Raw genomic sequence first — 23477 nt, 5'->3', positions numbered from 1 at the left:
TCGAACTCGAGTTCGGCCAGGTCGAAAAAGTTTGATCCCGATTCGGTGGGCAGCCTCGGCTGCCCACCTTCGCGCTTACGGCCCGCGTCATGGCCGTTGAGGAGCGTCAGTAGCCAACGGCGAAAGCACCGCGGTGCTCGCGCATTTCCGCGAGCGCGACGGCCATCTGTCCGCGAGCGGCGCCGATTTGCGCACGATCGGCTTCGCGACCGACCGGCTCGGCATCGCCGACGCGGCGACTGTCGACCTCGACACGATTCCCGGCCTGCGCTACCGCTACGACGCGGCACACCAGAGCGTCGACCTGCAGATGCCCGATACGCTGCGCCGCCCGTACGCGGTCGACAGCCGCGCATTGCCGGCCACACAGGTGGCCAGCGCGTCGCGCGGCGTCGCGATCAACTACGAGGCGTACGCACAGACGATCGGCGACCGGCAGTTCTCGCTCTACACCGACGTGCGCTACTTCGACCCGAACGGCGTGTTCAACACCACCGGTACCGCGGCCTTCTACAATGGCCAGCGGCGCTATACGCGCTTCGATACGTCGTGGAGCCGCTCGGACCCGGCGCGGCCGAGCACGACGCAGATCGGCGACACGATCTCGGGATCGCTCGCGTGGACGCGCTCGGTGCGCGTCGGCGGCTTCCAGTGGCGCAGCAACTTCGCGCTGCGGCCCGATCTCGTGACGTTCCCGATCCCGTCGCTCGCGGGCTCCGCGGCCGTGCCGTCGGCGGTCGACCTGTACATCAACAACGTGCGCCAGTACACCGGCAACGTGCCGAGCGGCCCGTTCATCATCCACGACGTGCCGGGCATCACCGGCGCCGGCCAGGCGACCGTCATCACGCGCGACGCGCTCGGGCGCACCGTCGCGACGTCCGTGCCGCTCTACGTCGATACGCGCATGCTGTCCGCGGGGCTGTCGAGCTATTCGTTCGAAGCCGGCTTCCTGCGCCGCAACTACGGGCTGCAATCGTTCGACTACGACGCGCGGCCGGCCGTCAGCGGCTCGATGCGGCGCGGCGTCACCGATGCGCTGACCGTCGAGGGACATGCGGAAGCGACCGGTGGCGTGCTCAACGCCGGCGTCGGCGCGCTGATGCGTGTCGGCTACGCGGGCGTCGTGAGCGGCGCAGTCGCGGGCAGCGCCGGCCGCTATCCGGGCACGCAGGTGAGCGTCGGCTATCAGCTGATCGAACCGCGCTTCTCGATCAATGCGCAGACGATCCGCGCGTTCGGCCGCTACGGCGACCTCGCGTCGCGCGACGGCGCGCCGGTGCCGTCCGCGACCGACCAGGCGACGCTCGCGCTGCCGTTCATGCACCGCCAGACGCTGTCGCTCAGCTATATCGGCTTCCGGCTGCCGCAAGGCCCGAGCGCGCGGATCGGCACGGTGTCGTACACGCTGAGCTTCGGCGATCTCGCGTCGCTGAGCGTGAGCGCGTACCGCGACTTCGCGCAGCAGGGTGCGAACGGCGCGTTCGTGTCGGTGAACATCGGGCTCGGCCGCAACACGTCGATCAATGCGACCGTGGGCCGCCAGCGCGGCCAGTCGAACTACACGGTCGACGCGAGCCGCCCGCCCGACTACGACGGCGGCTGGGGCTGGGGCGTGCAGACGGGCGGCACGGGCGCGGTGCCCTACCGACAGGCGCAACTGCGCTATCTCGGCCATGCGGGCGAAGTCATCGCGGCCGCGCAGAACATCGACCGGCAGACCGGCGCATCGCTCGACGTCAGCGGCGCGCTCGTCTTCATGGACCGCAGCGTGCAGTTGTCGCGCCGCATCGACGACGGCTTCGCGCTCGTGTCGACCGACGGCGTCGCAGGCATTCCGGTGCTGCACGAGAACCGCGTGATCGGCACGACCGATCGTGCGGGGCACCTGCTCGTGCCCGACCTGAACGCGTACCAGAACAACCAGATCGCGATCGACTCGATGAAGCTGCCCGCCGATGCACGGATCGCCCGCACATCGATGACGGTCGTGCCGCAGGCGCAATCGGGCGTCGTCGCGCATTTCGGCGTGTCGCGCTATCGCGCGGCGTCGGTGATCCTGCGCGACACTGCCGGCCGCCCGCTGCCGGCCGGCGCGCACGTGCATCACGCCGAAAGCGGCGCGGACACGATCGTCGGCTTCGACGGGCTCACGTTCATCGACGGACTGAAGGAGGACAACCATCTCGTGATCGATTACGGCACGCAGCGCTGCGTCGCGGAATTCGCGTTCACGGCGCCCGGCAACGGCACATTGCCGACCATCGGCCCGCTCACCTGCCAGGCCGCGCCATGAGGCTCGCGCTACTCCTCTTCGTCGCATTCGCCGTGTGGTGCGGCGTGCCGCGCCACGCGCACGCCGAGTCGTGCACGGCCACCGCGTCGACGGTGAGCTTCGGCTCGGTCAGCCCGATCTCGCGCGCGTCGGTTGCCGCGACCGGCACCGTCAGCGTGACCTGCACCTGGTCGGCCATCACGCTGACGCCGAACGTGCTCGTGTGCCTGAATCTCGGCGGCACGAGCCCGCGCAGCCTCGTCAACGGCAGCAACGCGATGCAGTACGACCTCTATCTCGATGCCTCGCATTCGGTCGCGTGGGGCTCCGTCTATTCCGGCACGACACCGGCATCGGTGACGCTCGTCAAACCCGCGCTCGGCACGAGCGCGACCGCGACGGTCACGGTGTACGGACAGATCGCCGCGAACCAGCCGACCGTGCCGACGACCGGCAACAGCACCACGACCTACTCGCAGCAGTTCGGCGGCAACACGACGTCGGTCAACACGGGGTTCTACCTGCTCGGCGCGCCGACCTGCGCGTCGCTGACGTCGCCGAGCGGCACCTTCCCGTTCGGCGCGACGGCGAGCGTCGTCAACAACTGCAACATCAGCGCGACCCCCGTCAGCTTCGGCACCGCGAGCGTGCTGTCGGGCGCACTCGCGGCGACCGGTTCGATCACCGCGCAGTGCACCAACGGCGACGCGTGGAAGATCGCGCTGAACGGCGGCAACAGCGGCAACGTGACGGCACGCCAGATGCAGCGCAGCGGCGGGGGCGGCACGATCGGCTACGGGCTTTACACGGATGCCGCGCGCTCGATCGCGTGGGGCGACGGCACGGGCGGCAGCTCGACGGTCACGGGTGTCGGTACGGGGACATCGCAGGTCGTGACCGTGTATGGCGCGGTGCCGGCGCAAACGACACCCGCACCCGGCAACTACAGCGACACGATCACCGCGACGATCAGTTTCTAGCGTTCAATGGCGTGCGCGGAGCGCATGCGCCGCGCGCCGCGTTCAGAACGTGACGGTCCAGGTGGGCAGCGCGCCCGCGCCGATGCTGCGCGGCGCCGACCGCACATCGGGCAACGGCGCGTGACTGAGCACGAACGGCGTGCCGTGCGCGCAACGGACGCTCGGCATGTCGGCATCGGCGGCCTGCGGCATGCCGGGGCCGATCGTGCAGATTTCCGGAATGGTGAGACTGACGCGCAGTGGAATCGACGGCTCGGCCGCGCTGACGAGCGACCCTACGCCCAGCGCCGCGAGCGCGATCGCACCGCGTCTGATTTGGCCGGCTGTCATCGTGCGGCCCTCCTTCGTGCATCCATCCAGCATATGCGCGAATTATCGGCATGCGTGCGGAAATCTTGAATCCGCACGCACGCGATCGGGCCCCGCCGTGCCGGTCAGCGCGCGGCGCCGAACCCGCCGAAAAACGCACGCGCGTTCGCGTCGAGGCTGTCGAGGTGATAGCCGCCTTCCTGCACGATCACCGTCGGCAACCCGAGTGCGCCGATCGCACTGCCGAGCCGTCCGAAACCGTCGGTCGTGACGGCCACCTGCGATTGCGGATCGTCCTTGTAGATATCGAAGCCGAGCGCGAGCACGAGCGCATCGGGCTGGAACCGGGCGAGCGCGCGCAGCGCGTCGTCGAGCCGCTCGAAGAACGCCGACTCCGGCGCGCCGTGCGGCATCGGCAGGTTCAGGTTGAAACCGTCGCCGGCCCCCGTGCCCGTCTCTTCCTCGTAGCCCGCGACGACCGGGTAGAAGTTGGTCGGGTCGCCGTGGATCGACACGTACAGCACGTCGTCGCGGCCGTAGAAGATCTCCTGCACGCCCTGCCCGTGATGCATGTCGGTGTCGAGGATCGCGACCCGACGATGGCGGCCGAGCAGCGACTGCGCCGCGATCGCCGCATTGTTCAGATAGCAGAAACCGCCGGCCGCGTCGCGGCGTGCGTGGTGACCGGGCGGCCGGCACAATGCGTACGCCTCGCGCGCGCCGTCGTTGACGTCGGCCGCGGCTGCCAGCGCGCCCTGCGCGGACCAGTACGCCGCGCGCCACGTGTTCGCACCGACCGGGCAACTGCCGTCGGCGAGGTAGCGCGCGGCTTTCGCGAGCACGCCGCGCAGCGGGTTCGGATCGCGCACGAACACGTTCGACATCACTTCGTCGCCCCAGTCGTCGGGCATCTGCTTCCAGTCGCGGTGCGCTTCTTCCAGAAAGCGCAGGTAGTTCATGTCGTGCACGGCCGCGATCGGCGCGGTGCCGCGGTCGGCCGGCTCGCGCACGTCGAAGTCGAGCGACCGGACGGCCGCGACGAGCCGCGCCGCGCGCTCGGGCACTTCCTGCGGTTCACGCATCTGGCCGCGCGACAGGTAGCTGCGCGGATGGTGCAGCAACTGCTCGGGATGGAAATAGGTTTTCATCGTTCGCCCTCGTCGGTTTTTCGATTTGTCGGTTGATCGGTGTGCCGAGTCACGCATCCTGCGTCGCGGCCGCCACGGCAACGCGCGCCTCAACGCCGGCGCGCGCGAGCACCGCATGAAGCAGTACGTTCGTGCCGCGCGTCACGTCGGCGGGCAGTGCATCCTCGGCTTCGTTGTGCGACAGGCCGTCGACACACGGGATGAACACCATCGCGGTCGGAACGCAACGCGCGAGCAGAATCGCGTCGTGCCCGGCGCCGCTGACGATCCGCTCGTTCGTGTAGCCGAACGCGGCGGCCGCCTGCGCGACCCGCTCGACGCAGTCGCGATCGAACGGCGTCGCCGGGCTGCGCCAGCAGGTGTCGATCGCGACCTGCACGCCACGCGCGGCGGCGACGCGTGCGCACGCATCGCGCAATTCGCGCTCCATCGCATCGACTTGCGCATCGTCGTGATGGCGCAGGTCGACCGTGAACGTCACATCGCCGGCAATGGTGTTGCGCGATGCGTTGCGGATGCCGACCTGCCCGATCGTCGCGAGCCCGCGCGGCGCATGACCGGCGACGATCCGTTCGAGTTCGAGCGCCATCTGCGCGCTCGCGAAATACGCGTCCTTGCGATACGGCATCGGCGTCGTGCCCGCATGCGCCGCCACGCCCGTCACGGTCACGTCGAGCCAGCGGATCGCCTGCCCACCCGTGACGATGCCGATCGTCGTGCCGTTCGCCTCGAGTACGGGGCCCTGTTCGATATGTGCTTCGAAGTACGCATCGACCGCGCCGCCCGTCGCGCGCGTGCCGCGATAGCCGCATGCGTCGAGGGCCGCGCCGAGCGTGACGCCGTCGGCGTCCTGCTTGGCCAGCGCATCGTCGAGCGGCAACGCGCCGGTGAAGACGGCCGAACCGAGCATCGCCGGCGCGAAGCGCGCGCCCTCCTCGTTGGTCCACGACACGATTTCCAGCGGCTTGTCGGTCGAGATGCCCGCGTCGTTCAGCGTGCGCACGAGTTCGAGCGCGGCGAGCACGCCGTAGACGCCGTCGAAGCGGCCGCCTTCGGGCTGCGTATCGAGATGGCTGCCGATCAGCACCGGCGCGGCCTGCGCATCGACGCCGTCGCGCCGCGCAAACAGGTTGCCGACTGCGTCGACGCTCACCGTCATCCCCGCGTCGCGGCACCACTGCGCGAACAGGTCGCGCCCGCGACGATCGTCGTCGGTGAGCGCGAGGCGCCGCACGCCGCCGCGCGGCGTCGCGCCGATGCGCGCCATGTCCGCCAGGCTCTGCCACAAACGGGCGCCGTCGATTTCCAGCAGGTCTTTCATGTGCACTCCGGATGAATTCGTTCGTTGAAGGTCACTGCGAGCCGAACGCTTCGGCAGTGGCCGGCCGCGCCGCGCGGCGCGCATCGAGCGCGACGATGCAGAGCAGCGAGATGCCGGCGAGACACGTGTAGAACACCGCGAGCGGCCACCACTGGCCCGCGAAGCGATGCGCGAGCCACGTGCCGACGAGCGGCGTCAGCCCGCCCGCGAGTGCGCCGCAGATCTGGTAGGCGAGCGAGATCGCCGAATAGCGCACGTGCGCGGGGAACACCTCGCTCACGAAACCCGCGATCACCGAATAGAAGCCGGCCATGCAGACCACCGCGAGCGCGATGCCGGCGATCAGCGATGCGGACGTGCCGCCCTGCACGAGCATGAACATCGGATACGGCGACAGCATCGCGAGCAGCGCCGCGAGTTTCAGGAAGCGCGCGCCGCCGATGCGCTCGGCGATCCACGCGGCGATCGGCTGCGCGAAGAACTGGATGATCGCGACCGCGAACAGGCTGTCGAGAATCAGCGAACGCGAGACGCCGACGTACTGCGTCGTGTACGCGATCATGAACGTATTGGTGAAATAGACGCCCGCGATGCCGATCGTGTTCGCGCCGATGCAGAGCGCCACGAGCCCCGATGCGGAGCGGAACACTTCCGCGACCGGCAGCTTCACGGTGCGGTTGGTTTCCTTCACGCGCGCGAATTCCGGCGACTCGTTCACGCCGAGCCGGATCAGGATGCCGACCACGAGCAGCACCGAACTCGCGAGAAACGGCAGGCGCCAGCCCCATGCGAGGAAGTCGGCCTTGTCCATCGACGTGACCGCGCGAAACGCGATCAGCGACAGGATCAGCCCGGCCGGGCTGCCGAGCTGCGCGAACGACGCGAAGAACGTGCGGCGCCCCTGTGGCGCATGCTCGCCCGCCATCAGCACCGCGCCGCCCCACTCGCCGCCGACCGCGATCCCCTGCACCACGCGCAGCGCGACGAGCAGCACCGGCGCGAGCATGCCGACCTTCGAATAGTCGGGCAGCAGCCCGACGCACACGGTCGCGACGCCCATCATCATCAGCGTCGTCATCAGCGCCTTCTTGCGGCCGATGCGATCGCCGAGATGGCCGAAGATGATGCCGCCGAGCGGCCGCGCGAAGAAGCCGACCGCGAACGTCGCGAACGACGCCATCGTGCTGACGAAGCGGTCATGCGACGGGAAATAGAGGTCGCCGAACACGAGCGCGGCGGCCGTCGCGTAGATGTAGAAGTCGTACCACTCGATCATCGTGCCGATGAACGCGGCCGTCGCGGCGCGTCCCGGCTGGCGGGCGGAAGGAAGGGACTGGGTCATGCGGGCTCCTGACGCGCGCCACTGCGGGGCGACGCGCAATATCGTGTGACGGCCGTCTGTCGCGGCCTTGCGCCGCACGTTGCGGCAGCCCCTCCTTTATCGGCGACCGCAAATCATTAGTCAAATTTCAAGTTATTATTCGCCGTATAAATTCAACTAATGTCCACCTCGACGCCTCGCCCGGAGACCCGATGCGCCCCGACCTCGCCCCGTTCCTGAACGACCGTCTCGACTGGAACCTGTTGCGCACCTATCTGGTGATCATCCAGGAGCGCAGCGTGAGCCGCGCAGCCGCGCGCCTGCACGTGACGCAGCCGGCCGTGAGCCAGGCATTGCGGCGGCTCGAGGACACGCTCGAACGCAAGCTGATCGAGCGGCGCGGCACGCACTTCGCGCCGACACCGGCCGGCGAAGCCGTCTATCGGATCGCGAGCGACATCTACGGCGGCATCTCGCGCCTCGAAACCGAAATCGACGACAGCACGGCCGACCTGACCGGTTCGATCCGGCTGCTGACGGTGAGCCGCATCGAGTCGCCCGTCTACGATGAATTCCTCGCGGAATTTCATCGCGCGTATCCACGCATCGACCTGCAGATCGAGGTGATGCGCTCGTCGGACATTCTGTCTTCGCTGCTGCAGAAGACGGCCACGGCCGGGCTCGGCCTGTGCCGCACGCCGCACGACAAGCTGGAGATGCGCTGCTTTCTGCGCCAGCGCTATGCGATCTACTGCGGCCGCCATCACCGGCTGTTCGGGCAGACGCAACTGCGGATGGACGATCTGCTCGCCGAGAATTTCGTGTCGTTCACGAGCGACCAGATCGGTGACAGCCTGTCGCCGCTCACCGTGTTTCGCGACCAGCGGGGCTTCACGGGACGCATCGTCGCGTCGTCGCCGAGCCTCGATGAAGTGCGGCGGCTAATCTTCGCCGGCTACGGGATCGGCTGCCTGCCCGAGCACATCGTGCGCGACGACATCGCGCAACAGCGGCTGTGGCGGCTGCCGCCCGACGACGGGCTCGTCGATGTCGACGTGTTCCTGCTGTGGCATCGCGATCGCAAGATGAACGCGGCCGAGCACGCGTTCCTCGACGCGATGGAGCGCTGCATGCAGCGCTTTTCGCTCGCGGAGCGGCTCGGCAAGTAACGGCGCGAACGCGCCTGCGGAAAGCGCCGGGCACACACGGCCCGGCGCGTCGGCCTCGTCAGAACCGATGCACGATGCCGAGCTGCACGCCGCGCGCATTCGCCCCCGGATACGCGAGCGGCAAGCCGGGGTTCGCCGCGCCGGCAAGCGTATAGCCGGCCTGGTTGCGGTTGCGCAGGTACGACAGCGCCCCATAGAAGCTCGTGCGCTTCGACAGGTCGTACTCGTACATCAGCCCGAACTGGTCCGCGTTGTTGCCCTGCGACGACTGGTCATGCAGATACGCGTAGCCGAGCGCCACGTAGTTCGCCGGATTGAACTGGTACTTGACCGACAGCCCGTACACGCGCGAATCGATGCCGAGATCGGCCCACTTCACCGCGGAGAAGCCGCCGTACACGGTTGCCTTGCCGATCTCGTACGACGCACCGGCCATGATCGTGCGATCGGTGGTGGTCGCCGTCGCGTTCTTCAGCCACTGGCCCGCGACGAATGCCCCGAACGGCCCGTGTTCGTAGGTCAGGTCGACCTGCTGGCTGGCGCCTGCCGAGCGCACGCCGCCCGCATCGCCGAACCCGAAGTACACGCCGCCCTGGAAGCCCGCGATCTCCGGGCTCTGATACGACAGCGTATTGCTGGTGCGGAACGCGAACACGGTCAGGTTGTCCATGCCGGACGCCTGCGTGACGCCGCCGAACGCATCCTGTCCGCCCTGATCGTTGAACAGCGGCGAATTCTGGCGGCCCGCGCGCACCTTGCCCCACTGCCCCGCGATGCCGACCCACGCCTGCCGGTTGAACAGGCTGCCCGAACTCGCGAGCGAGCCGTCGTTCGGGTTGAAGCCGTTTTCCAGCGCAAACTCGATCTTCTGCCCACCGCCGATATCCTCGCCGCCCTTCAGCCCGAACCGGCTGCCCCACTGGCCGCCCGAACCGATCGCCGCCGTGTAGCCGTTGCCCGTATTCACGTACTGCGCGAATTCGTCGATCACGCCATACAGCGTGACGCCGTCCTGCGCGAGCGCGGCCCCCGATCCGGCAACGCACGCCGCCGCCACCGTCATTCGAATACCGGCGTGCACCATCCGCGCCCGGGAATCGCTCCCGCGGGCTGCCATTTGTTTAGTCATACTATTAAATTGTCCGAGAATGAAACGACACCGCGCACGGCAGTCGCGCCGCACCGGCATCGCGGGAAAGGAAACGTGGGGAGGCGCCCGGCGCAGACAGCGCCCGGCTCGCGCGGCATTCAGGCCGGCAGCTGGCCGGCCCGATGCGCGTGACGTGTCGTCAGTGGTGAACTTCGCCGCGTTCGAGCGGCAGGATCAGGCGTTCGGGAATGCTGCGGCGCGATGCACGCGCGCCGATGTAATACAGCACGGCCGGCACGACCAGACCGAGGATCCACGAGATATCGGTGCCGCCGAGCGCGTCGACGAGCGGGCCCGTGTAGATGTGCGTCGACATGAACGGCAACTGCACGAGGATGCCGACCACGTAGATCGTGATCGCCATCACGTTCCAGCGGCCGTAGCGGCCGTCCGGATCGGACAGCGCCGGCACGTCGTAGCGCGAGCGCGTGAAGCAGTAGTAATCGACCAGGTTGATCGCGCTCCACGGCGTGAAGAACGCGAGCAGGAACAGGATGAACGCGGTGAATTCCTTCAGGAACGAATGGCGGCCCGCGAGCGCGATGAGCGTCGATATGCAGATCATCCCGAAGATGTAGACGAGGCGGCTCTTCGACGACACGGCGCCCTTGCCGCGAAAGCCGCTGATGATCGTCGCCATCGACATGAAGCTGCCGTAGGCGTTGAGCGCCGTCACCGTCACCTTGCCGAACGCGATGCTGAAGTACAGCAGCGCGGCCACGGCGCCCGCCGAGCCGAGGCCGACGATATACGACACTTCATGGTGCGCGAACTGGCTGCCCGCCAGCGCGGCCGCGAACACGCCGAACACCATCGCCGCCTGCGCGCCGATCACCGAGCCGAGGCCGACCGCGACGAAGGTCGCGACCGACGACGTCGAGCGCGGCAGGTAGCGCGAATAGTCCGCGACGTACGGGCCGAACGCGATCTGCCACGACGCGGACAGCGACATCGCCAGCAGAAAATTCGCGAGCGAGAAATGCTTGTTCGCGAGCAGCGCGCCGATATCGTGGTTCGCGAACAGCTGCGTGAACATGTAGACGAACGCGATGATGCCGACCACGCTTGCGATCCGGCCGACGGCATGGATCGCGCGATAGCCGAACACGGTCAGCACGACGATCACGGCCGCGAACAGCAGGATGCCGACCGCGTCGTCGACGTGCAGCAGCTGCGCGACGGCCTGCCCGGCCAGCACCGAGCCGCTTGCGGAAAAGCCGATGTACATCAGGCACACGAGCACGATCGGGATCATTGCGCCATAGACGCCGAACTGCACGCGGCTCGAGATCATCTGCGGCAGCCCGAGCTGCGGCCCCTGCGCGCCATGCAGCGCCATCACCGCGCCGCCGATGAACTGGCCGAGCAGCAGCGCGACCAGCGACCAGAACACGTCGCCGCCGAGCACGACCGCGAGCGCGCCGGTGACGATGGCCGTGATCTGCATGTTGGCCGACAGCCACAGGGTGAACTGGCTCAGCAAGCCGCCGTGGCGCTCGGTGTCGGGGATGAAGTCGATCGAACGTACCTCGATCAGGCCGCCGGCTTTTCCACTGGGATTCGTTGACACGGGGAAATCTCCAAAATACTCAGGATCACAAATTGCTTGAACGAGACGGGAATCTGCGAGCCGCCCTTTCGGCTCGGCGGATGCGGGGCGCCGTGGATCGCCGGCATGCGCCACGCACGCACGGTCTGCGCACTGGCGCGCAAGCGGCACGACGTGTGCCGACGTTGCCAGCGGATGATCTTGTATATACAACTTGCCAGATATCGGTGATTACCCGGTATCGGCCGATATTCATAATTGTCCGAACAATCGGGATGCGCTCGATGTATTCAGCTGAAAGTAAGGCGTCTTGAAAATGAAAGGTCAGCCGCTCGCGGGCGGGACCTGCTCGGGCTCGGCCGTCATGTCGGCGGCGGAAAGCAGGTTCAGCATGCGCCGCGCGGCCTCGATGTCGCGCGCGTGCAGCCATTCGTCGTAGTCGTCGTGGCGCAGGATCACGACGCCCCGCTTCTCTTCGCCGGGCCGATGCATCCGCGCGAACAGCGGGTGCGTGTCCGCGTTGACCGTGAGCATCGCCATGCCCACGCGTTCGCGGCCGTCGGCGCCTTCGTAGCGCCGCCAGATGCCGGCGACGCAGCACGGTTGCCAGCCGTCGACACCGATCCGGTGCCACACGTTGCGCCCGGTTTCGTAGCACGGCTCGAAGATCCAGCGCACCGGAATCAGGCAGCGCTGGCCGGTGCGCCACGCGTTGCCGTAGAGCCGCGACGAGCCGACCGTCTCCGCCCGCGCGTTCACCGTATCGAGTTTCTTTTTCTTGCGGCCGTGCTCGTCGACCCGCTCGGGCTGCATGAATTTCGGCCAGAAGCCGAACACGGCCGCGACGACCTCGAGGCCGTCGCCATCGGCGCGCGCAACCGGCGCCGCATAGTCGGGATACACGTCGGGCGCCCACGGGTCGCGGCGGAACAGATCGCCGATGCCGATCTTCAGTTCGCTGATGCCCGGGTCTTCATCGGGGGCGCGGTAGTGGGTGCACACGGCTCGGCGGACGATGGAAGCAATGGTTCCATCGTAGGTCAGCGCCGGTTCCCCGGTCGGGTCATTGTTTGGTATGACGAAACAGTTTTACGACTCGATGACGCGCCGGGAGCGATCCGGTGCCAACCGTTACGCGTGCGGCCCGATCCGCAGCGTCAGGATTTCGTCGCCCGCGTCGTCGAGCGTCCCCGTCGGCGTCCAGCCCAGATGCCGGTAGAACCCGTGCGAGCGCGATGCCGGATCGGTCGAGCACCCCAGGAACAATGACGTGAAACCGGTCGCCGCGAGCGCGTCGATCACCTGCCGCAGCAGCCGCTTGCCGATCCCTGCCCCCTCGTACTCGGGCAGGATCGCGAGCACGACGATCTCGCCCGAATCGGTGTCGCCGAAGCAGTAGCCGACCATGCGCCCGTTCGCGCAGCAGACATGGCCCGAGAACAGGCCATCCCGAATCCCGTCGCCCCAGCTTTCGACGGTAATGCCGAGGTCGCGCAACTGCGCTTCGGTGAACGCGTTCTCGCGCGTCTTGCCGCGCAGTGCGATGCTCGCGGCCGCATCGTCGGGAACGGCCTCGCGCCAGGTGAGTTCAGTCATCGTTCGATTTTTCCAGGGTCCGCCGCCGGCGCGACGCATACAGGCAGATCAGTTCCAGCGCGATCGTCGCGCCGGCCAGCGACGTGATTTCCGCATGATCATACGGCGGCGACACTTCGACCACATCCATGCCGACCAGGTTGATGCCTTCCAGGTGACGCAGGATCTCGAACGCCTGATGGCTCGACAGCCCGCCCGAGACCGGCGTACCCGTGCCCGGCGCGAATGCCGGATCGAGGCAGTCGATGTCGAACGTCAGGTACACGGGATGGTCGCCGACCCGCTCGCGAATGCGCGCGGCCACCGCCGCGGGCGTCGACGCATGCACCTGGCGCGCGTCCTGGATATCGAAGCCCATCGGCTCGTCGTTGGTCGTCCGGATGCCGATCTGCGCCGACCGTTCGGGCACGACCCACCCTTCCCGCGCCGCGTGATAGAACATCGTGCCGTGATCGATGCGCTTGACGTCGCGGTCGGGCCACGTGTCGGTATGCGCATCGAAATGCACGAGCGACAGCGGCCCGTGCACTTTCGCATGCGCCTTCAGCAGCGGATACGTGATGAAGTGATCGCCGCCGAGCGTCAGCATCGCGCAGCCGCGCGCGAGGATCGCATCGGCATGCCGCTCGATCGCGCCCGGCACCGATTCGGGCTGACCGAGATCGAACGCGCAATCGCCGTAGTCGACCGCGGCCAGCACGTCGAACGGATCGAACGACCACGGCCACGGGCGCTCCCACGCGATGCCCGTCGATGCGATCCGCAGCCCGCGCGGACCGAAGCGCGTGCCGGGCCGATGCGATGCGGCGGAATCGAACGGCACGCCGGTGATCGCGAGGTCGACACCAGCGAGGTCGCGGCTGAAACGCCGGCGCATGAAGCTCGTCGCGCCCGCGAAGGTCGGTTCGGCCTGCGTGCCGTAGAGGCTGTCGCGCGTGAAGGCGAAATCGTTCTGGCTCATCGTCGGATTCCTGTCTGAAGGGGAACGGCCACACGGCTGGCGACCTCGTGCCCGATTCTGCCGCGACGGCATCCGACGAAAAATATGAACTAACATAAGCCGACTTCACGAAATGCGATGTATCGCCATGCTGACCCGATTGAGAGACATGGATTTGCAACTGCTGCGGCTCTTTCTGACGATCGTCGAAAGCGGCGGCTTCAGCGCCGCGCAGGGCACGCTCGGGATGGCGCCTTCGACGATCAGCACGCAGATGGCCAAGCTCGAGACGCGTCTCGGGTTCCGGCTGTGCGATCGCGGCAAGAGCGGCTTCCGGCTGACGCCGAAGGGCGAACGCGTGCTGCAGTCGACGCGGCGGCTCCTGCACGCGATGGACGTGTTCACGCGCGATACGCAGCACGTGTCGGGCACGTTGCTCGGCGAACTGCGCATCGGGCTGTCCGAGCGGCTCGCACCGGACATCGTCGAATCGATCGCGGCGGCCGTCGGCGGCTTCCGCGAACGGGCGCCGGACGTGCTGATCGAAATGGTCGCGAACCCGCCCGACGAACTGGAGCGCAGGCTGCTGAAAGGCGAACTGCAACTCGCGATCGGCTACTTTTCCGGCCACCAGGCCGGCCTGCACTACACGCCGCTGTTCGTCGAGCACCAGTCGCTGCACTGCGGCGCCCGGCATCCGCTGTTTGCGAAGCAAACCGTGTCGGTCAACGACATCGCCCGCGCGAGCAACGTCGCGCGGCTCTACAAGACGAACGCGTCGGGTGCGGCGCCGCGCAACGCGCAGCCGACCGCGTTCTCCGAGAACGTCGACGCCGACGTGATCTTCATCCTGTCCGGCGCGCATGTCGGCTTCCTGCCGGACCACGTCGCGGCGCCGTGGGTTGCCGCGGGAAAGATGCGCCGACTGCTCGCGAGCAAGCTGAGCCACACGGTCGAATTCCAGCTCGCGACACCGAGGAACTGCGACGGCAGCGAAGCGCTGGAGGCGTTCGCGGCAGCGCTCGCCGAACAGTTCGGCGGGCTCGACGGTTTCGCGGGTCAGTGACCGGCGCGGGCCATCCGTTTTACGTCAGGCAAGCTGGTCCGACGCGATGACCTGCACGCCCGGCCGCGCGTCGATTGCCGCGTCGAGCATCGCGCGGGCGATCCGCGACGCGGGATTCACGCGCCACTTCGCCGGCAACACGGGGCCGGCCAGGTTCAACGCGAACACCAGCAGCCGCTCGCCGAACCTGAATTCGTCGCGGCTGCCGCCGATCAGGCCGGGCCGCACATACGTGAGCGACGCGAACCCGACGCCGGCAAGCGCCTGCTCGACCTCGCCTTTTACGCGGTTGTAGAAGATGCGCGACGCCGGATCCGCGCCGAGTGCGGAATTCAGCACGTAAGCCGACGTGCCGTAGCGATGCGCGAGCCGCGCGACCGCGAGCGGATAGTCGTGGTCGACGCGCTGGAATGCCGCCTTCGAGCCGGCCGCCCGCATCGTGGTGCCGAGCGTGCAGATCACGGCATCCGCATGCCACCAGTCGGCCACATCGGGCAGACGATCGAAATCGACCTCGAGCGCGCGCATCTTCGGGTGCGGCGACAACGGCCGGCGCGCGAGGACGATCACCTGATCGACCCGCGCATCGGCGAGCGCGACTTCGAGGACGTGGCGCCCGACGAGTCCGGTCGCGCCGACGAGCAGCAATTTCATATCCGGTTCTTCCGTGTGGAGCCTGGGCCGGCAGGCGCGAACGGCCCGCCCTCCGGCTTCCTACATGATCGTCGGCCGCCTCGGCGCCGGCAACCTTTCAACATCTCTAAAAGTTACAGGACACGCTTGTTTCGGTGCGCAGCCCGCTACGACCGTGCCGTCTCCTGGCGCGACAGGCTCGGCGCAACACCCGTCCAGCGCTTGTACGCCTGCGAGAACGACGACATGTCGCTGAATCCCAGTTCCTGCGCGATTTCCTTGATCGACAGCCGCCCTTCGGCAATCAACGCCTGCGCGCGGGTCTTGCGCACCGTGCTCGAAATATCCCGAAAGCACGCGCCCTCTTCCTGCAGCCGGCGCTTCAACGTGCGCTCGCTCGTGTTGAGCAGCGTCGCGATGTCCTTCAACTGCGGCGGCCGGTCGAACGGGCGCGTAGCCAGGTATTCATTGAGGAACGATACGAGGTCGACGCGCGTCCGCCGGCGCGTGACCAGCTCGGCACACATGCGCTCGCACATCGCCGCGGTCGCGGCATTCGCCTGCGGCAACGGCCGTTCGAGATGCGCATGCTCGAACGTGAGCGTGCTGGCGGGCTGGCCGTGCCGGATCTTCGCACCGAGCACCGGCTGCGTCGGGTCAGGGCCGGGGCCGGGGCCGGCGCCATACGCGAGATCGAACGTCGCGAGCTCGAACGCGCTGCCGATCACGTCGCGCAGCACGCGGCACGTCGCGCCCATCGCACGCTCGACGAAAAAGCGCTGCACGTCCGCGGCGAGCTCCGGCGACGCGTCGAACCGAATCGCGTCGTGCGGCCCGACCCGGCGGAACGTCATCCCGACGAACGTATAGGTCAACGCCAGATAGCGGCCCGCGAGCGCGACCGCGTCCATGCCGGTCGCGCTGCTCAGGAGCCCGTACCCGAGCAGCCCGTAAGCCGAAAGCTGGTACGACAGGCCGACCTTGAGGCCGACGCCGGCCTCGCCGGCGGTCAAATCGAGCAGGTTCGACGCAACGGCCAGCTCCTGCGCGGCCAGCACCGTGAAATCCGGGTCGGCGAGCTGCTTCAGGGTGAGCTGCGACCCCTTGAGCAACGCCTGCGGCGCGATCTTGCGGTCGCGCCCGAATTCGATCATCAGCAGGACGGAAGCCGGGCTGCGGGCAAAGTTCCAGACATTCATCAGACGCCTCTCGACGTGGGTTGGCCTAGATTCTAAAGCGGTTGGCCTGCCCCAGCATGGATCGCACGAGCCCGCGCGCCGATGATGAACGACATCGCAACCCGCACGGCGTCGATCACCATGAAGCGCTCTTCACTCTTTCGCCCGGCCTGCACTTTATTGCTGGCCGCCGGCCTGACGGGCGCACCGCTCGCACCGGCGCGGGCCGACGATGCCGTTTCGCCCATTCCACCGGAGTCCGCCACCATGCCCAAGACCTACGCAGACCAGCCCGTCTGGCGCGACATGCAGAAATTCCTTCCGACCGACTTCCAGTGGAAAGACGGCCAGCAACCGACGGAGGAATGGTGGTCGTGGCACGGCCATCGCATGCATCTCGACACGTACCGCAACCCGCAAGCGCGCGTGAAGGTGATCCTGTTCCATGGCGTGGGCACCAACGGCCGGCAGATGTCGATGATTCTCGGCGAGCAGCTCGCGCGCCGCGGCTACGAAACGATCGCGGTCGACATGCCCGAATACGGAATGACCGAGGTCGCCAAGGGCGCGCTGGTTCGCTACGACGACTGGGTGCGCGCCGGCAGCGATCTGATCGACGCGGAGCGCGCGAAGGACGACCGGCCGATCGTGCTCTACGGGCTGAGCGCGGGCGGCATGCTCACGTATCACGTGGCCGGGCTGAACGGCAAGGTCGCGGGCATCGTCGGCATGACCTTCCTCGACCAGCGCCTGCAGCAAGTGCGCGACGAAACCGCGCGCAACGTGTTCATGAGCCGCGTCGGCGGCACGATGATGCATCTCACCGCGATGACGCCGCTGAAATCGATGCGCGTGCCGATGACGCTCGCCAGCAAGATGTCCGCGCTCGTCAACGACCCGGATGCGCTGAAGGTGTGGCTGTCCGATCGCACCTCCGCCGGCAACGCGATGACGATCGCGTTTCTCGATTCCTACATGTCGTACCGGCCGGCGGTCGAGCCGGAGGATTTCGCCGTGTGCCCGATCCTGCTCACGCAACCGGCCGCGGACCGCTGGACGCCGCTGCATCTGAGCGAACCGTTCCTGCAACGCGTGCGGAAGGTGCCGGTGAAGGTCGTCATGCTGGACAACGCGGGCCACTATCCGCTCGAGCAACCGGGGCTGTCGCAGATGGTCGAGGCGATCGATGCGTTCTATCGCGAGGTGACGGCGCAACGCGTCGACCTCCGCGCGCCGTCCTGACGAATAGTGCACGCGCCGGTGCGAAAGCCGGCACCGCAAAAGGAAAGCCGCCGATGCGCATGTTGCGCATCGGCGGCTTCGTGTCACGCGTGGTACGCGTCAGACGTGCAACGCGTGCCCCAGCGCGCGCAGCGCGGCTTCCTGCAGCGCTTCGCCGAGCGTCGGGTGCGCATGGATCGTGCCGCCGATGTCCTCCAGCCGCGCGCCCATCTCCAGCGACTGCGAGAACGCCGCGGCCAGCTCCGACACGCCGCGCCCGACCGCCTGCCAGCCGACGATCAGGTGGTTGTCGCGCCGTGCGACGACGCGCACGAAACCGTCGGTCGCCTGCAGCGTCATCGCGCGCCCGTTCGCCGCGAACGGGAACGACGCGCTCACGCAATCGACATCGGCCGCACGCGCGTCGTCCGGCGACCAGCCGGCCGTGACGATCTCCGGATCGGTGAAGCACACGGCCGGGATCGACGCGGGCATGAACTTGCGCCGCTTGCCGGCGATCAGCTCGGCCACCATTTCGCCCTGCGCCATCGCACGATGCGCGAGCATCGGCTCGCCGGCGACATCGCCGATCGCCCAGACGTTGCGCATCGACGTCCGGCATTCGTCGTCGATCCACAGCGCGCGACCATTGCGATCGAGCGGCAGCGACTCGAGCCCGAAGCCGTCGACGCGCGGCCGGCGGCCCACCGCGACCAGCACGCGATCGGCCTGCAGCGTCTGCTCCGCGCCGTCGGCGGCCTGCACGCGCACCGCGCCGTGTTCCGCGAGCCCGAGCACCTTGTGACCGAGCAACAGCCGCACGCCCAGCCGCGCGAGCGAATCGGCAACCGGCCGCGCGAGTTCGGCATCGTATGCGGGCAACACGCGCTCCGCCGCTTCGACGACGCTCACGTCGACGCCGAGCTTGCGATAGACGATCCCGAGTTCGAGCCCGATATACCCGGCTCCGACGACGACCAGCCGCTTCGGCAACGTCTCTGGCGACAGCGCTTCGGTGGACGACACGACATGCCCGCCGAACGGCATCGACGGCAGCGCGACCGGTTCGGAACCGGTCGCGAGCAACAGGTGCTCGCAGCTGATTCGCGTGGTGTGGCCACCGGCGACGACGTCGACGGTCTTGCCGTCGACCACCTGCGCATCGCCGTGCAGCACGCGCACGCCGTTCTTCTTGAGCAGTGCGCCGACCCCGCGCGTCAGCCGGTCGACGATGCCGTCCTTCCATGCAACGCTTTTCGCGATGTCGATCTCGGGCGTGCGCACGCGGATCCCGAGTGCGCCCTCGCCCGCGTGGCCGCGGGCCTGTTCGAATGCGTCGGCCACGTGGATCAGCGCCTTCGACGGAATGCAGCCGATGTTCAGGCAGGTGCCGCCGAGCCGGTCGCGCTCGACGAGCACGGTCGGAATGCCGAGCTGGCCGGCGCGAATCGCGGCGACGTAACCGCCCGGGCCGCCGCCGATCACGAGCAGCGTGGTGTGTTCGTTCTTCATTGCGTTATCACTCCACGAACAGCAGTGCCGGGCGCTCGAGCACCGCGCGCACGGCCTGGATGAATTCGGCCGCGTCCGCGCCGTCGACGACGCGATGGTCGAACGACGACGACAGGTTCATCATCTTGCGCGCGACCACTGCGCCGTCGCGGATCATCGGCCGCTCGACGATCCGGTTCACGCCGACGATGCCGACCTCGGGATGATTGATGACCGGCGTCGACACGATGCCGCCGAGCGCGCCGAGGCTCGAAATCGTGATCGTCGAACCGCTCAACTCGTCGCGCTGCGCGCGGTTCGTGCGCACGGCGTCCGCGAGCCGCGCGATTTCGGCGGAGATCGACCACACGTCGCGCGCTTCGGCATGACGCAGCACGGGCACGGTCAGGCCGCCGTCCGTCTGGGTCGCGACGCCCATGTGCACCGCACCGTAGCGCGTGACGACACCCGCTTCGTCGTCGAAGCGCGCGTTGATCTGCGGGAAGTCGCGCAACGCGATCACCATCGCGCGGATCAGCAGCGGCAGCGGCGTGAGCTTGCCGCGCGCGTCGCCGTGGCGGCGATTCAGTTCCGTACGCAACGATTCGAGCTCGGTGACGTCGATCTCCTCGACGTAGCTGAAGTGCGGAATGCGGCGCTTCGCTTCCTGCATCTTGCGCGCGATCGCGCGCCGCAGGCCGATCACCGGCACGTCGGTCTCGTCGTTGCGTTCGCCATAGCCATGCGCGTGCGATCCGCGCACCGCACCGCTGCCGGTGCCCGCATACGCATCGAGGTCCGCGTGCAGGATCCGCCCGGCTTCACCGGTGCCGCGCACATAGCGCAGCTCGACGCCCATGTCCCATGCGCGCTGACGCACGGCCGGCGACGCGAGCGGCCGTTCGCCCGGCGCGAGCGCCGCGCGCGGCGGCACAACGTGCTCCGTGCGCTCGGCGTGTTTCGCGCGACGCGGCTCCGCGGGTGCGTGCTTCGCAGCCGGCTTGGCGGGCGACTCCGCCGGCGCGTCGGCCACGGCCTTCGACGGCGCCGCAGCGACCGGTGCGGTTTCTACCTTTGATTCCCGCACCGGTGCGCCGGCCTTCAGGTTGCCGTCGCCTTCGACCTCGAGGCGAATCAGCTCGCTGCCGACCGCCATCATCTCGCCGATCCGGCCGCCGAGTTCAAGCACCTTGCCCGTCACCGGCGACGGAATCTCGACCGCCGCCTTGTCGGTCATCACATCGGCGAGCGGCTGGTCTTCCTTGATCGTCTGCCCGACTTCCACGTGCCAGGCCACCAGCTCGACCTCGGCAATCCCTTCGCCGATATCCGGCATCTTGATGACATGAATCCCCATCTCAGGCCTCCATCACGCGTCGCAACGCTTCACCGACCCGGGCCGGGCCCGGAAAGTACGCCCACTCCTGCGCATGCGGATACGGCGTATCCCAGCCCGTCGTGCGCTCGACCGGCGCCTCGAGGTGGTAGAAGCAATGTTCCTGGACCAGCGACACCAGTTCCGCACCGTAACCGCAGGTACGCGTCGCCTCGTGCACCACGACGCAGCGTCCGGTCTTGCGCACCGACGCGACGATCGTGTCGAGGTCGAGCGGCCACAGCGTGCGCAGGTCGATCACCTCCGCGTCGATGCCCGTCTCCTCGGCTGCGGCAAGCGACACGTGCACCGTGGTGCCGTAGGTCAGCACGGTCACGTCGTTGCCGGGCCGCACCACGGCGGCCGTATCGAGCGGCACCGTGTAGTAGCCCTCGGGCACCGCGCTGGCCGGATGCTTGAGCCACGACGTGACGGGCCGATCGTGATGGCCGTCGAACGGCCCGTTGTACAGCCGCTTCGGCTCGAGGAAGATCACCGGATCGTCGTTCTCGATCGATGCGATCAAGAGCCCTTTCGCGTCGTACGGATTCGACGGCATCACCGTGCGCAGCCCGCACACCTGCGTGAACATCGCCTCCGGGCTCTGGCTGTGCGTCTGGCCGCCGTAGATGCCGCCGCCGCAGGGCATGCGGATCGTCATCGGCGCGATGAACTGGCCGGCCGACCGATAGCGCAGCCGCGCGCCTTCCGACACGATCTGGTCGGATGCCGGGTAGAAATAATCGGCAAACTGGATCTCGCACACCGGGCGCAGCCCGTACGCGCCCATCCCCACCGCCGCGCCGACGATCCCGCTTTCGGAGATCGGCGCATCGAACACGCGCGACTTGCCGTATTTGTTCTGCAGTCCTTCGGTACAGCGGAACACGCCGCCGAAATAGCCGACGTCCTGCCCGAACACGACCACGTCGCTGTCGCGCCCGAGCATCACGTCCATCGCCGAGCGCAGCGCCTGGATCATCGTCATCGGCTGCGTTGCCGAGCCTGTCTCTTGTTGCGCCATGATCACGCTCCCAGTTCCTGGCGCTGACGGCGCAGGTGCGCGGGCAGCTCCTTGTACACGTCGTCGAACATCGAAGCCGGCGACGGAATCCGGTCGTCGGCCAGCGTGCCGTATTTCTCCGCTTCCTTCTGCGCGGCGATCACCTCGGCCTCGAGCTCGGCCGTCAACGCTTCATGCGCGCTGTCCGACCAGATGCCCTTGACGATCAGGTGGCGCTTGAAGCGCTCGATCGGATCGCCGAGCGGGAAATGGGACCAGTCGTCGCTCGGCCGGTACTTGGTCGGATCGTCCGACGTCGAATGCGCGCCCGCACGGTAGGTCACCCACTCGATCAGCGTCGGGCCGAGATTGCGGCGCGCGCGTTCGGCCGCCCAGCTCGACGCCGCGTAGATCGCGAGGAAGTCGTTGCCGTCGACGCGCAGCGACGCGATCCCGCAGCCGACGCCGCGCCCCGCGAACGTCGTGCCTTCGCCGCCCGCGATCGCCTGGAACGTCGAGATCGCCCACTGGTTGTTGACGACGTTCAGCACGACCGGCGCGCGGTACACGTGCGCGAACGTGAGCGCGGTGTGGAAATCGGATTCGGCCGTCGCGCCGTCGCCGATCCACGCGGACGAGATCTTCGTGTCGCCCTTGATCGCGGATGCCATCGCCCAGCCGACCGCCTGGATGAACTGGGTCGCGAGGTTGCCGGAAATCGAGAAGAAGCCCGCGTCGCGATCCGAATACATCACGGGGAGCTGGCGGCCTTTCAGCGGGTCGCCTTCGTTCGACATCAGCTGGCAGATCATGCGCTCGAGCGGCACGTCGCGCGCGATCAGGATGCTCTGCTGGCGGTAGGTCGGGAAGCACATGTCGCCGTCGCGCAGCGCCATCGCGTGCGCGGTGCCGATCGCCTCTTCGCCGAGGCTCAACATGTAGAAGGAGATTTTCTTCTGACGCTGCGCGATCATCATGCGCGCGTCGAAAATACGGGTCTTGAGCATCGCGCGCAGGCCGGCGATCAGCCGCGCATCGTCGAGATCCGGTGCCCACGGGCCGACGGCCTTGCCGCTGTCGTCGAGCACGCGCACGAGGCTGCGGGCGAGATCGGCGGTGTCCGCCGCGGCAACGTCGATCGGCGGGCGGCGAACCGCACCGGCCGGCGATAGATGCAGATAGGAAAAGTCCGTCTTGCAGCCCGGGCGCCCGGTGGGCTCCGGCACATGCAGACGCAATGGCTCTGACAGGCTCATCGTGTCGTCTCCACGCTCGATTGTGTCTCACGCTGATTAGGAACGCGCGGCCGGTTGCCGGCCTGCACGCTGACTGGCGTGCGGATAGGCACGTCAATCTTTTTAATTTAGGCAATATGGGGCCAGCCGTCGATGACCAACCCGCTCGACTGCGGTGAGCAAATTTGCCATGTCGGGTGCGGGAGGGCCGGCGGGCCTGCCGGGCGCGGCGGGTGGACACGGGTTGCCGCGGCGGAGCGAACCGGGGACGGACGGGAATTTACGGGTGCGGGTGCGGGTGCGGGTGCGGGTGCCGGTGCCGGTGCCAGTGCCGGTGCAGCCAGCCAATGGCGAAGTCGGAAGGCAACGTCCGCATGCGGCTCCCGGAATGGGGGTGTCAGGATTTCCGTGTTCAAGGCGGGTTGAGATTCACACGGATGGTCGAACGAATCGATCCTCGTAAAGGATGGCGAACTGGTTCATAGCCGCCTTCCAGTCATGAGCAGCACGCCCCCAA

Annotated in this window: 21 protein-coding genes; 5 read left to right on the top strand and 16 right to left on the bottom strand. The window is 67.8% G+C overall.

Going from position 1 to position 23477, the window contains the following annotated elements:
• Positions 1 to 133 precede the first annotated feature (133 nt).
• Together G3N61_RS29615 and G3N61_RS29610 are read left to right on the top strand one after the other, a co-directional pair.
• Positions 134 to 2296 (top strand): fimbria/pilus outer membrane usher protein, encoded by a 2163-nt coding sequence (locus G3N61_RS29615; RefSeq protein WP_346778595.1) that lies wholly within the window; start codon positions 134 to 136, stop codon positions 2294 to 2296.
• On the top strand, positions 2293 to 3255 hold the full coding sequence (locus tag G3N61_RS29610; protein WP_205824212.1) for a spore coat U domain-containing protein: 963 nt from the start codon (positions 2293 to 2295) through the stop codon (positions 3253 to 3255). The genes G3N61_RS29615 and G3N61_RS29610 overlap by 4 nt, the downstream gene beginning before the upstream one ends.
• A gap of 42 nt (positions 3256 to 3297) precedes the next feature.
• On the opposite strand, the gene G3N61_RS29605 is transcribed toward G3N61_RS29610, so the two are convergent.
• The 4 genes from G3N61_RS29605 to G3N61_RS29590 form a co-directional block, all read right to left on the bottom strand.
• Complete coding sequence (locus tag G3N61_RS29605; RefSeq protein WP_205824211.1) at positions 3298 to 3585, bottom strand: hypothetical protein; 288 nt, start codon at positions 3583 to 3585, stop codon at positions 3298 to 3300.
• 104 nt (positions 3586 to 3689) lie between these two features.
• Positions 3690 to 4712 carry a histone deacetylase family protein gene (locus G3N61_RS29600; protein WP_205824210.1) on the bottom strand — a complete coding sequence of 341 codons (1023 nt, stop codon included), beginning with the start codon at positions 4710 to 4712 and terminating at the stop codon, positions 3690 to 3692.
• A gap of 49 nt (positions 4713 to 4761) precedes the next feature.
• Positions 4762 to 6033: a Zn-dependent hydrolase gene (locus G3N61_RS29595; RefSeq protein WP_205824209.1), complete on the bottom strand. Its 1272-nt coding sequence runs from the start codon at positions 6031 to 6033 to the stop codon at positions 4762 to 4764.
• Positions 6034 to 6064: 31 nt separating this feature from the next.
• Positions 6065 to 7375 carry an MFS transporter gene (locus G3N61_RS29590; RefSeq protein ID WP_089450222.1) on the bottom strand — a complete coding sequence of 437 codons (1311 nt, stop codon included), beginning with the start codon at positions 7373 to 7375 and terminating at the stop codon, positions 6065 to 6067.
• A gap of 191 nt (positions 7376 to 7566) precedes the next feature.
• Between G3N61_RS29590 and G3N61_RS29585 the strand changes: the two genes are divergently transcribed.
• A complete protein-coding gene (locus G3N61_RS29585) occupies positions 7567 to 8523 on the top strand; it encodes a LysR family transcriptional regulator (RefSeq protein WP_043182203.1) in 957 nt (318 codons plus the stop codon).
• Positions 8524 to 8581: 58 nt separating this feature from the next.
• Here the strand turns inward: G3N61_RS29585 and G3N61_RS29580 are convergent, their stop codons facing one another.
• The 5 genes from G3N61_RS29580 to speB all read right to left on the bottom strand — a co-directional run bounded on the left by G3N61_RS29580 (position 8582) and on the right by speB (position 13779).
• Positions 8582 to 9652 carry a porin gene (locus G3N61_RS29580; RefSeq protein WP_089450221.1) on the bottom strand — a complete coding sequence of 357 codons (1071 nt, stop codon included), beginning with the start codon at positions 9650 to 9652 and terminating at the stop codon, positions 8582 to 8584.
• A gap of 160 nt (positions 9653 to 9812) precedes the next feature.
• Complete coding sequence (locus G3N61_RS29575) at positions 9813 to 11243, bottom strand: cytosine permease (protein WP_043182198.1); 1431 nt, start codon at positions 11241 to 11243, stop codon at positions 9813 to 9815.
• Positions 11244 to 11546: 303 nt separating this feature from the next.
• A complete protein-coding gene (locus G3N61_RS29570) occupies positions 11547 to 12224 on the bottom strand; it encodes an SOS response-associated peptidase family protein (RefSeq protein WP_205824208.1) in 678 nt (225 codons plus the stop codon).
• A gap of 129 nt (positions 12225 to 12353) precedes the next feature.
• The gene (locus G3N61_RS29565) at positions 12354 to 12818 is read right to left on the bottom strand and encodes a GNAT family N-acetyltransferase (RefSeq protein ID WP_205824207.1); all 465 of its coding nucleotides are present in this window, start codon (positions 12816 to 12818) and stop codon (positions 12354 to 12356) included.
• The gene (gene speB / locus G3N61_RS29560) at positions 12811 to 13779 is read right to left on the bottom strand and encodes an agmatinase (RefSeq protein ID WP_043182193.1); all 969 of its coding nucleotides are present in this window, start codon (positions 13777 to 13779) and stop codon (positions 12811 to 12813) included. Before speB ends, G3N61_RS29565 begins: the two co-directional genes overlap by 8 nt.
• Positions 13780 to 13906: 127 nt before the next feature.
• Between speB and G3N61_RS29555 the strand changes: the two genes are divergently transcribed.
• Positions 13907 to 14824 carry a LysR family transcriptional regulator gene (locus G3N61_RS29555; protein WP_205824206.1) on the top strand — a complete coding sequence of 306 codons (918 nt, stop codon included), beginning with the start codon at positions 13907 to 13909 and terminating at the stop codon, positions 14822 to 14824.
• Positions 14825 to 14848: 24 nt separating this feature from the next.
• On the opposite strand, the gene G3N61_RS29550 is transcribed toward G3N61_RS29555, so the two are convergent.
• The 3 genes from G3N61_RS29550 to G3N61_RS29540 all read right to left on the bottom strand — a co-directional run bounded on the left by G3N61_RS29550 (position 14849) and on the right by G3N61_RS29540 (position 16883).
• Complete coding sequence (locus G3N61_RS29550) at positions 14849 to 15478, bottom strand: NAD(P)H-binding protein (protein WP_205824205.1); 630 nt, start codon at positions 15476 to 15478, stop codon at positions 14849 to 14851.
• A gap of 146 nt (positions 15479 to 15624) precedes the next feature.
• Entirely contained in the window at positions 15625 to 16656 is a 1032-nt protein-coding gene (locus G3N61_RS29545; RefSeq protein ID WP_205824204.1) for an AraC family transcriptional regulator, read from the bottom strand.
• 32 nt (positions 16657 to 16688) lie between these two features.
• The gene (locus G3N61_RS29540; protein WP_205824203.1) at positions 16689 to 16883 is read right to left on the bottom strand and encodes a hypothetical protein; all 195 of its coding nucleotides are present in this window, start codon (positions 16881 to 16883) and stop codon (positions 16689 to 16691) included.
• Between the two features lie 19 nt (positions 16884 to 16902).
• Here G3N61_RS29540 and G3N61_RS29535 point away from each other — a divergent pair, with 19 nt between their 5' ends.
• The gene (locus G3N61_RS29535) at positions 16903 to 17877 is read left to right on the top strand and encodes an alpha/beta fold hydrolase (RefSeq protein ID WP_205824202.1); all 975 of its coding nucleotides are present in this window, start codon (positions 16903 to 16905) and stop codon (positions 17875 to 17877) included.
• A 99-nt stretch (positions 17878 to 17976) separates the two neighbouring features.
• Here G3N61_RS29535 and lpdA read toward each other — a convergent pair whose 3' ends face one another.
• Genes lpdA through G3N61_RS29515 form a run of 4 tightly spaced genes read right to left on the bottom strand, consistent with a single transcriptional unit; the run spans position 17977 to position 22981 of the window.
• Positions 17977 to 19368 carry a dihydrolipoyl dehydrogenase gene (gene lpdA, locus G3N61_RS29530; RefSeq protein WP_043182183.1) on the bottom strand — a complete coding sequence of 464 codons (1392 nt, stop codon included), beginning with the start codon at positions 19366 to 19368 and terminating at the stop codon, positions 17977 to 17979.
• 7 nt (positions 19369 to 19375) lie between these two features.
• Positions 19376 to 20704 carry a dihydrolipoamide acetyltransferase family protein gene (locus tag G3N61_RS29525; RefSeq protein WP_205824201.1) on the bottom strand — a complete coding sequence of 443 codons (1329 nt, stop codon included), beginning with the start codon at positions 20702 to 20704 and terminating at the stop codon, positions 19376 to 19378.
• Between the two features lies 1 nt (position 20705).
• Positions 20706 to 21746 carry an alpha-ketoacid dehydrogenase subunit beta gene (locus G3N61_RS29520; RefSeq protein WP_205824200.1) on the bottom strand — a complete coding sequence of 347 codons (1041 nt, stop codon included), beginning with the start codon at positions 21744 to 21746 and terminating at the stop codon, positions 20706 to 20708.
• Between the two features lie 2 nt (positions 21747 to 21748).
• A complete protein-coding gene (locus tag G3N61_RS29515; protein WP_043182179.1) occupies positions 21749 to 22981 on the bottom strand; it encodes a 3-methyl-2-oxobutanoate dehydrogenase (2-methylpropanoyl-transferring) subunit alpha in 1233 nt (410 codons plus the stop codon).
• Positions 22982 to 23477: the final 496 nt, after the last annotated feature.

Source organism: Burkholderia sp. Ac-20349 (genome assembly GCF_017104865.1).
GTDB classification, from domain to species: domain Bacteria; phylum Pseudomonadota; class Gammaproteobacteria; order Burkholderiales; family Burkholderiaceae; genus Burkholderia; species Burkholderia aenigmatica.
The sequence above is the reverse complement of the archived record's forward strand: the minus strand, read 5'-3'. Positions and strand labels throughout refer to the sequence as shown.

Excerpts from the sequence above, each read along its gene's own strand:
- G3N61_RS29520 (WP_205824200.1), bottom strand. The coding sequence starts at position 21,746 with ATGGCGCAACAAGAGACAGGCTCGGCAACGCAGCCGATGACGATGATC.
- G3N61_RS29540 (WP_205824203.1), bottom strand. The coding sequence starts at position 16,883 with ATGGGCGAAACGGCATCGTCGGCCCGCGCCGGTGCGAGCGGTGCGCCC.
- G3N61_RS29525 (WP_205824201.1), bottom strand. The coding sequence starts at position 20,704 with ATGGGGATTCATGTCATCAAGATGCCGGATATCGGCGAAGGGATTGCC.
- G3N61_RS29515 (WP_043182179.1), bottom strand. The coding sequence starts at position 22,981 with ATGAGCCTGTCAGAGCCATTGCGTCTGCATGTGCCGGAGCCCACCGGG.
- G3N61_RS29545 (WP_205824204.1), bottom strand. The coding sequence starts at position 16,656 with ATGAATGTCTGGAACTTTGCCCGCAGCCCGGCTTCCGTCCTGCTGATG.
- G3N61_RS29555 (WP_205824206.1), top strand. The coding sequence starts at position 13,907 with ATGCTGACCCGATTGAGAGACATGGATTTGCAACTGCTGCGGCTCTTT.
- lpdA (WP_043182183.1), bottom strand. The coding sequence starts at position 19,368 with ATGAAGAACGAACACACCACGCTGCTCGTGATCGGCGGCGGCCCGGGC.
- G3N61_RS29595 (WP_205824209.1), bottom strand. The coding sequence starts at position 6,033 with ATGAAAGACCTGCTGGAAATCGACGGCGCCCGTTTGTGGCAGAGCCTG.
- G3N61_RS29605 (WP_205824211.1), bottom strand. The coding sequence starts at position 3,585 with ATGACAGCCGGCCAAATCAGACGCGGTGCGATCGCGCTCGCGGCGCTG.
- speB (WP_043182193.1), bottom strand. The coding sequence starts at position 13,779 with ATGAGCCAGAACGATTTCGCCTTCACGCGCGACAGCCTCTACGGCACG.
- G3N61_RS29610 (WP_205824212.1), top strand. The coding sequence starts at position 2,293 with ATGAGGCTCGCGCTACTCCTCTTCGTCGCATTCGCCGTGTGGTGCGGC.
- G3N61_RS29600 (WP_205824210.1), bottom strand. The coding sequence starts at position 4,712 with ATGAAAACCTATTTCCATCCCGAGCAGTTGCTGCACCATCCGCGCAGC.
- G3N61_RS29565 (WP_205824207.1), bottom strand. The coding sequence starts at position 12,818 with ATGACTGAACTCACCTGGCGCGAGGCCGTTCCCGACGATGCGGCCGCG.
- G3N61_RS29585 (WP_043182203.1), top strand. The coding sequence starts at position 7,567 with ATGCGCCCCGACCTCGCCCCGTTCCTGAACGACCGTCTCGACTGGAAC.
- G3N61_RS29535 (WP_205824202.1), top strand. The coding sequence starts at position 16,903 with ATGCCCAAGACCTACGCAGACCAGCCCGTCTGGCGCGACATGCAGAAA.
- G3N61_RS29580 (WP_089450221.1), bottom strand. The coding sequence starts at position 9,652 with ATGACTAAACAAATGGCAGCCCGCGGGAGCGATTCCCGGGCGCGGATG.
- G3N61_RS29590 (WP_089450222.1), bottom strand. The coding sequence starts at position 7,375 with ATGACCCAGTCCCTTCCTTCCGCCCGCCAGCCGGGACGCGCCGCGACG.
- G3N61_RS29550 (WP_205824205.1), bottom strand. The coding sequence starts at position 15,478 with ATGAAATTGCTGCTCGTCGGCGCGACCGGACTCGTCGGGCGCCACGTC.